Here is an 8218-nt window from a genome sequence, read left to right on the forward strand (position 1 = left end):
CTCTTGCCGCTTCATGGGCTTCTAAGCCTAGAACTAAAGTTCTGGCTTAAAGCTCAAACCCGTTAAAACGGGTTCAAAAATTTACCCAGTAAGCTCTATTCTTAAGGTTGAATTTGCTGCGCTTCCCGTTGGTTGCGAATGGCGTCTCTTGCTGCTTCATGGGCTTCTAATGTTTTACTAAATAAATGAGTGCCATCATAGCGGGCAACAAAAAAGAGATAGTCCGTCTGTTCAGGATTAAGTGTGGCTTCTAAACTGTCTACTCGGGGACTACCAATGGGGGTAGGCGGTAATCCGGGATTGAGATAGGTATTGTAAGGGGAAGGTGTTCCCACTTGGGCGTAAGTTAGGGGCTGATCTGCCGTTTGGCGAAAGCCTAATCCATATTCAACCGTAGGATCAGATTCCAGTTTCATTCCTCGGCGGAGACGGGCGGTAAATACCCCGGCAATCAGGGGGCGTTCCTCTGCCACCACTGCCTCTTTTTCCACGATACTGGCTAAGGTTACCCACTCATGTAAACTGAGTTGGGTTTGCTGTTGTCCTTGTTGATATACGGGTAAAGCCACCTGCTCAAATTGTTTGAGCATTTGGTTAATAATTTGTTGGGGCGTGACGCGATCGCTCGGTAGTTGATAGGTGTCAGGATATAGGTAGCCCTCTAGGTGTGGTAAGTTACTGGGTAACCAGGGAAACTGATCGTCAGGAATCTGACTCGCCGCCGCCAGAAAGTCTTGCGCTTTAAAATATCCCAGGGATTCAAAATAGGTTGCCATCTGCTGGAGGGACCACCCTTCGGGAATCGTGAACGAGAGTTGCATCACTTCACCCGTCCAAATTTTTTGGGCAACTTCGGGTAAGGGTTGACTGGGCGATAGTTTATAGGTTCCAGCTTTAAATCCACCCTCTGGATCTTGCAATTTTAACCAATAACCCCAGAGTCTCCACGCATTGGCTGAACGAATTAAACCCGCTTCTTCTAAATCAAAACCGATTTGCTGGGCGGCTGTTCCGGTGGGGATCTGGATTTGTAAGGTATTGGTTGATGGGTCTAAGGATTGATCGACAGGGGGAGACTGTACCCAACTCCACCATGCCCACCCCTGCCATAAACCGATTACCATGGTTACCGGGAGTAAGGCAAGATAATAAGACCATTTAGAGAATTGTTGAATCGTTTTATTTGTCATTTGTCATTTGTCATTCGTCATTTGTCATTTGTCATTTGTCATACTCGCTTGCGCGAGAAGCAAGCTACGTCATTTGTCATACTCGCTTGCGCGAGAAGCAAGCTACGTCATTTGTCATACTCGCTTGCGCGAGAAGCAAGCTACGTCATTCGTCATTTTTAATCTAAGTCTTCAAATAATAACTCTTCTAGCAGCGGTTGGACTTTTTGAAATTCTTCGGGAGATAATAATTCTAATTGACCATTGGGGTTGCGTTTGGCGAAAAATAGCAGCGGATCAATGGGCGTGTAAATTCCGTACTCTTGTTCTTCATGGTAGAAATTCGCCAACAATTGCAATTGTTCGGGTTCAAGTTCCACATCTTCTTCGGCGAGTTCAATGCTGAGAATCTCCTCCTCATCCACGGGCGGAAGTTCACCGGCGACGGTTAGGGTAAATGCGGTGCGTTTCAGGATGAGATTTTGTTCAGCAAGAACCGCTTGGGCATCGGAGAAGATTTCATCGATTTCTGTCTCGTCTTCTACGAGGGTAGCATCCGCGAGATCGTCGGCTTGATCATCCTCATCCCAGGCGACAATTTCGACGGGTGAATCGATAGGGAGGAGGAGTAAATAGTCAATACCTTCCACATTCAGAGAATGCTCGATTGAACAATTTAGCGATCGCCCCGCTTCATCGGTGAGCGTTACATTACTACTACTGTGACCAGATTGTCCATTTTCTTGGGGAAAGTCAGATGAAAACATGCCGTTTTTGTCAAGGCTCATGGAATATCAAAAACTTGCCAGACCCGATCCTAGGGATCAAGTGGCAAAGTCTTAGAATATCACGGCGCATGAACTCAAAATCAGGAATTGTAGATTATAGGTAAGTCTTCATCTATACCACCCACACCCGACACCCCACACCCCACATCCGAAGGGATAATGTATCTGTATAAAATATAACCTCATTTTTGTCAACGACCTAAAGGTACTCGAAAAGTATTACCTAACTTGATAGTGTAGCGGCTGATGCTGTTGAACATGCCCAGGCTGAGGAGTGAGGAATGAATCAGAAACTCAAAAATCGGGGGCAATTGCACGATCAGGCATCACCAACTGAGACTCAGAACTTGGCTGTGATCCACTCGTTCCTGAACCAATGGGACGTTGATGCCGACTTGGTATCGGAGTTTTGTCAAGGTTTAGAATGGTATAAATTTGAACTCGGTGATGACTTATTGAGCGATCGCGCCTCCAGCCAATCCCAGAATTCGGCTCAATCTGAACTGAACCCTAGTGACCTTTATTTAGTTTGTCAAGGTCGGGTGCGGCTACTGGGTTACAATCCCAGCCAAAAACGGCATGTATCGGCTGGGGTGCTAGAATCGGGTGATAGTTTTGGCGCAGATACTCTAGTTCGCGATCGCACTTTACCCTACCAAGTCCGGGCGGTCAGTTCCGGTCTCGTGGCGCGGATGGCTGAAACACAACTGATGCAATGGGTTGAGCGTCTTCCGCAGCTTCAAGACTACCTCGTCTCAATCATTAGCCAACGACAACGCCTCCTGTTTCTCAAAACCAATACCGAGTTAGCAGAAACTCCCAGCCAGGATCTCCAACAACTCCTCCCCTATTTAGACGCCGAACACATTCCCGCCGGAGAACCCTTAATCCAATCCACCCCGCCCAACTCCGGTCGCTTCTGGTTGCGTAGCGGTGAAATTGAAAGCCCAGGAAATGACACTCCCCCCCCGGACATTGGCGACAGTTGGGGATATCCTCAGACTATCCCAGAAGATTGGGTCGCCCAGACGGATTTATCGGTATATCGACTCAGTACAGATCATTGGCAAACCGCTGAATCTATCGCTCCCATCCTCTCTCCAGAAGCAGAGGATGCAAACCATTCGGGGAACGGACATATCCCATCCGCCGCTAAGAAAAAGGCGGTGTTACCTGTCCAGAAAACCCGCAAGGTTACGCCGACTAAATCCCCTAAATCTGAACCCCAAGACCAATCCGAATCCGAATCCATTTCCTTCCCCAAACCCAAACGTCGGATACGGCGGGCATTTTGGCGCGGGTATCCCTTTATCCAACAGCAGAGTAGTTCCGATTGCGGGGCGGCTTGTCTGGCGATGGTGGGACGCTATTGGGGAAAGCGATTTAGCCTCCCCTTCCTGCGGAATCTGGCGGGCGTCGGGCGAACGGGTGCATCCCTATCCGCTTTAGCCAAAGCCGCTGATAATCTGGGCTTTCAAGCCCGACCGGTACGGGCGTCTTTAAGTAGTTTGGTGGAAATTAAACAGCCGTGGATTGCCCACTGGGGCGGGAATCACTATGTTCTCGTTTATTGGTGTAAAGGCGATCGCATGTTGGTGGCTGATCCGGCGGTGGGTAGGCGCAAAATCTCTCGCCAAGCGTTTCTAGAAGGCTGGACTGGTTATGCGTTACTCATCGAACCAACTGAACGCCTCAAAGAGGTAGAAAGTCAAAAAATCTCCTTTGGTAAATTTATCAGCGCCCTGTCCCCTTACCGGATGCTGATTGGGCAAATTATCTTAGCCTCGTTGCTGATCCAGCTTTTTGGGCTAATTACACCCCTATTTACCCAAATAATTCTTGACCGAGTGGTAATTCACAAAAGTTTTATCACCCTCCATGTCTTCGCCATTGGTTTACTCTTATTTGGCATTTGGCGTATCGGTATCAGGGCTACCCGACAGTATCTCTTAGATTATTTTGGCAATCGCATTGATCTCACCTTGATCGGTGGCTTTATTAGCCATACCCTAACCTTACCTCTCTCCTTCTTTGAATCCCGCCATGTCGGGGATATTATTACCCGTGTGCAGGAAAAATCGCAAGTTACAGCGTTTCCTCACCCGCAAAGCGATTACCGCTTGGTTAGATGCGCTGATGGCGGTGGTGTATATCGGGTTAATGGCATATTACAACTGGAAGTTAACCTTAGTCGTCCTGGCAATTATTCCGCCAATTGCTATATTAACTCTATTTGCCAGTCCCTTCCTGCGTCGAGTATCGCGCGAAATCTTTAAGGAAGACGCCGGACAAAACTCGTCACTGGTGGAAATGATGAACGGCGTAGCAACAGTGAAAGCCAACGCCGCTGAACGGGAACTACGCTGGCGTTGGGAAGATCGCCTGACTAGGATGCTGAATGCTCGATTTCGCGGTCAGAAACTGGCGAATGGGTTGCAATCCACCGGGGGTTTATTTCAAACCTTAGGGAATACGGCATTACTCTGGTATGGTGCAACCTTAGTGATCCAAGACCAACTCACGATTGGTCAGTTTGTGGCATTTAATATGCTAATTGGCAATGTGATTAGTCCGGTTTTGGCATTAGTCGGACTTTGGGATGAATTGCAAGAAGTCACCGTATCCGTGGAACGCCTGAATGATGTCTTTGAGGCTGAACCGGAAGAAAGTCCCCAACATCCCTTATTAGTGCTTCCCCGACTACAGGGAGATATTAAGTTTGATAATGTTACGTTTCGTTATTCCGACCAGCAAGAACGTAATACCTTACAGAATATTTCCTTGGAGGTGGAATCGGGGCAAACGGTGGCGCTTGTGGGTCGCAGTGGTTCGGGAAAGACTACGCTAGTTAATCTCCTGCAAGGTCTCTATCATCCCACCAGTGGGCGGATTTGGGTGGATGGACATGATTTACGCCATGCTTCGCCTCAGTCGTTACGGGCGCAGTTAGGGGTGGTTCCCCAAGAGTGTTTCTTGTTTTCGGGAACGATTATGGAAAACATCACCCTTTATGCAGAAGATGTGACGTTAGATCAAGTGGTAGAAGTGGCTAAACTCGCCGAAGCCCATGCCTTTATTGAGGATATGCCTTTGGGATACCATACCCAAGTGGGAGAACGGGGGGCGAGTCTGTCTGGAGGACAACGCCAACGGATTGCGATCGCGCGGGCGCTGTTGGGTGATCCGAGGATTCTGGTGCTAGATGAAGCCACCAGTTCTCTGGATACGGATTCGGAACGGCGTTTCCAGCAAAATCTGACTCGGATTAGTCGCGATCGCACCACGTTAATTATTGCTCACCGCCTATCCACAGTACGCCATGCTGACTGCATCGTGGTCTTAGATAAAGGCATTTTGGTTGAGCAGGGTAATCATGAGCAACTGATTGACCAAGGAGGTCTTTATTATCACCTAGCGCAGCAGCAGCTTGATTTGTAGAAGGCTGAGGAAGATGGGGAAAGCAATGTAGAGACGTGCCATGGCACGTCTGGGAGCAGGGGGAGCAAACAAATGATAAATGACGAATGACAAATGACAAATGACAAATGACAAATGACAAATGACCAAAAAGAATCTCCCCCTAAAGGTGAATTCATTTCGACTTCATATTCCCATAGTATAAACAGTGAAAGAACGCCAGCGTTTTCCAGTTTGGATTTGGTGGCTTGAGTAAAGCAAGCTCTCTTCTAGAGCATCAGGCTGGATCGGGCAGTTAAATTAAAATTTTTTTGCCTAATAAGCATCACGTCTTAGTTTTTAGATCGAGTTCATTGAACTCAATATCAGGGTTTTGTTGTTAGATTTCTCAAACAGGTAGAGAATGGAGAATATTATTGCACCAATTCGGTTTAGCTTAACTCATAAAAATAGTCACGAAATTCAGACTCTATCTCGAACCGAATCCGCCTCAATCTATGGCGGTGTCGCGGCGGAGGAACCCCAGAACGACTCTCAGAGTTCTACTGATTCGCAGGAGTCTACCGATTCAGAAAATTGGTCTGGCTCGCTGCAAAGCCTATTAGATCAACCCCCGTCAGCCCTTCCCCGTCATTTATTATTAGGTGGAATTGTGTTTTCCTTAGCCTTTTGCGCATGGGCGACGTTTGGTCAAATTGATCAAGTGGGAAATGCTAGAGGAAAGTTAGTTCCTCAAGGTGATGTATATCGCATCCATCCCATAGCCGGGGGAAAAATTGAGGAGATTCACATCGAAGAAGGGGAGTCAGTGCAATCCAATCAGGTTTTGGTGGAACTAGAACGAGAAATTTCTGCCAATGAAGTGGAGCGACTCCAGAAACAGAAAGCCGCCCAAGAGAGCCAATTGCGCCAAACTGAAGCTTTAATTAATGAAACCCGGCTGGAGGCGGATAGCCGTGGGGCGATCACCCAAGCCCAAATCCAAGCTCAGCAAGCCGCGATCGCTCAAGCTAACGCTCAAGCCCAGGCGCAGCAGGAGACGCTCTCTAAGAATAAGATGAGAGCCAGGAACCAAGAAGAATTGCTTCAGGAACTTAAGAATGATGCAGCCGCGCAACAGAAACGACTGCAAGAATTACAACCGTTGGTAGAGGATGGTGCGATCGCGGCTGAGGTAGTATTTCGACGGGAGCAGGCTTTACGCGATCGCCAGCGCACGATTACCCAAACTCAAGGGGAACTGCAACAAATCTTAGGCGAATCTCAGCGACTGCAAGCTCAACGACAACAAGCGATCGCCCAAGCCAAACAACTCCAAGCCGAATTAAACCAAAAACGAGCCGAGGGGAAAATGGCACAACTTAGAGCAAAGCAGAAGCTCCAGGAACTAGAAGTTCAAAAAACTCAACTGCAAGCCGAGATTGATCAGACCCAAGAATTGTTAAATCAGGCGGAAACTCAGTTAAAACAGCTCTCCCTCATGGCTCCGGTTCAAGGCGTGGTTTCATCGCTAAATGTCTCCCATGCTGGCGAAGTGGTTCGAGCGGGACAAACCATTGCCGAAATCGCTCCCCAAGGTGCGCCCCTGGTGCTGTCGGCGAGCTTACTCAATCGAGAAGCTGGCTTAGTCGAAACAGGAATGCCCGTGAAAATCAAATTTGATGCCTATCCCTTTCAAGATTATGGCGTCGTGAATGGCAAAGTTACCTCTATTTCTCCCGATACGAAGTTGGATGAGCGGCTGGGCGAAGTTTATCAAGTTGAAGTGACGCTTGATCGGAATCATGTCACCGCTAACGGTAAAACCATCCCGTTAAAGGCAGGTCAAACTGGCACGGCTGAGATTATCATTCGCCGCCGCCGCATTGCTGATATCTTGTTTGAACCGATCCGCCAGTTACAAGAAGGAGGTATCAGCTTATAACAACTCTTCCTTTAGGTAGATTTGTCCACGCAACATGGGGGTTTGTATGCGATTATTTTAACTTTTTTTAAGACGTAGCTAGTTAACGGTTGAATAATCTTCTAATCTGAATCTAGGGAAATAATCAAGTCATTTTTCCCAACCTGACACTCTCACAAGCCCTTTGGTGCAGATTAACTGCTGAGCTTGTGGTTCTACTCAAGATTATCCAGAAGACTGTTAGCATTGTCAGTTCTCCAATCCCTTGGTCTCAGTTTTTAATGAGTAGCGCTTTGTCCCCTATTGGTATCAACTTAACTTAACGTTGATCCGAAACATTGTGCAAATACTCATACCCGACTCACTGCTGTTACTGTAAAATCACGAGAGAGAAAAATGACTCAGCCCTTATCTTCTGCAAACACCCAACTCAGCCCAACAATCAACTCGGAACAATTTACTCAAATTATCGACGCCATTATCGACGGAAAATATTCGTGGGCTTGTTTTTTACTCCTGCGAAGTGCAGGTCATAACCCCGTACAATATCTGCCTTACCGCACTTACAACCGCTTGATCAAGAAAAACTGCCGAGGTAGTAAAGGGCGTCAAGATAAAACCCATACTATAGATAAAAGCGCTAGAACTGAATCCAGTAGCACCAAGTCTAAGAAACAAGTAACTCAAATTACTGATTTAGCTTATCTAGAAGAGACAAAGGAGAAAGAGCTACAGCTACAAGGAGGTCATTCAGAACAAGCCTCAACACCTCAGGTATCCCATCTGACATGGGTGTTTTCCAAAATCCCCAGTTTTTGGCGTTGAACTCAAATCTGGCATTCCTTTAGGGGGAGCCAATTTTATGTAGTGGCGTAGTACACCTAATTTTTTGATCCCCCTCCCGTCCCCCTTAAAAAGGGGGAAGCCAGATGTTGCTTCGC

Annotated in this window: 4 protein-coding genes and 1 pseudogene; 3 read left to right on the forward strand and 2 right to left on the reverse strand. The window is 47.4% G+C overall.

The window, feature by feature from the left end; translation table 11 throughout:
• Positions 1-101 precede the first annotated feature (101 nt).
• Both mltG and ACLFWI_RS22150 read right to left on the reverse strand, forming a co-directional pair.
• Positions 102-1190 (reverse strand): endolytic transglycosylase MltG, encoded by a 1089-nt coding sequence (gene mltG, locus ACLFWI_RS22145; RefSeq protein WP_446414716.1) that lies wholly within the window; start codon positions 1188-1190, stop codon positions 102-104.
• 158 nt (positions 1191-1348) lie between these two features.
• Positions 1349-1936, reverse strand: a complete 588-nt coding sequence (locus ACLFWI_RS22150; protein ID WP_446409988.1) for a DUF3727 domain-containing protein — start codon at positions 1934-1936, stop codon at positions 1349-1351.
• A 302-nt stretch (positions 1937-2238) separates the two neighbouring features.
• Between ACLFWI_RS22150 and ACLFWI_RS22155 the strand changes: the two are divergent.
• The 3 genes and pseudogenes from ACLFWI_RS22155 (at position 2239) to ACLFWI_RS22165 (ending at position 8102) form a co-directional block, all read left to right on the forward strand.
• Positions 2239-5395 (forward strand): annotated as a pseudogene (locus ACLFWI_RS22155) (peptide cleavage/export ABC transporter).
• 382 nt (positions 5396-5777) lie between these two features.
• The gene (locus tag ACLFWI_RS22160) at positions 5778-7298 is read left to right on the forward strand and encodes an HlyD family efflux transporter periplasmic adaptor subunit (RefSeq protein WP_446414717.1); all 1521 of its coding nucleotides are present in this window, start codon (positions 5778-5780) and stop codon (positions 7296-7298) included.
• A gap of 375 nt (positions 7299-7673) precedes the next feature.
• Positions 7674-8102 carry a HetP family heterocyst commitment protein gene (locus ACLFWI_RS22165; RefSeq protein WP_446414718.1) on the forward strand — a complete coding sequence of 143 codons (429 nt, stop codon included), beginning with the start codon at positions 7674-7676 and terminating at the stop codon, positions 8100-8102.
• Positions 8103-8218: the final 116 nt, after the last annotated feature.

Origin of the sequence: Coleofasciculus sp., from assembly GCF_046539235.1 — a bacterium.
Taxonomy (GTDB): domain Bacteria; phylum Cyanobacteriota; class Cyanobacteriia; order Cyanobacteriales; family Coleofasciculaceae; genus Coleofasciculus.

Coding starts and splice junctions, on each gene's coding strand:
- mltG (WP_446414716.1), bottom strand. CDS start 1,190: ATGACAAATAAAACGATTCAACAATTCTCTAAATGGTCTTATTATCTT.
- ACLFWI_RS22160 (WP_446414717.1), top strand. CDS start 5,778: ATGGAGAATATTATTGCACCAATTCGGTTTAGCTTAACTCATAAAAAT.
- ACLFWI_RS22165 (WP_446414718.1), top strand. CDS start 7,674: ATGACTCAGCCCTTATCTTCTGCAAACACCCAACTCAGCCCAACAATC.
- ACLFWI_RS22150 (WP_446409988.1), bottom strand. CDS start 1,936: ATGTTTTCATCTGACTTTCCCCAAGAAAATGGACAATCTGGTCACAGT.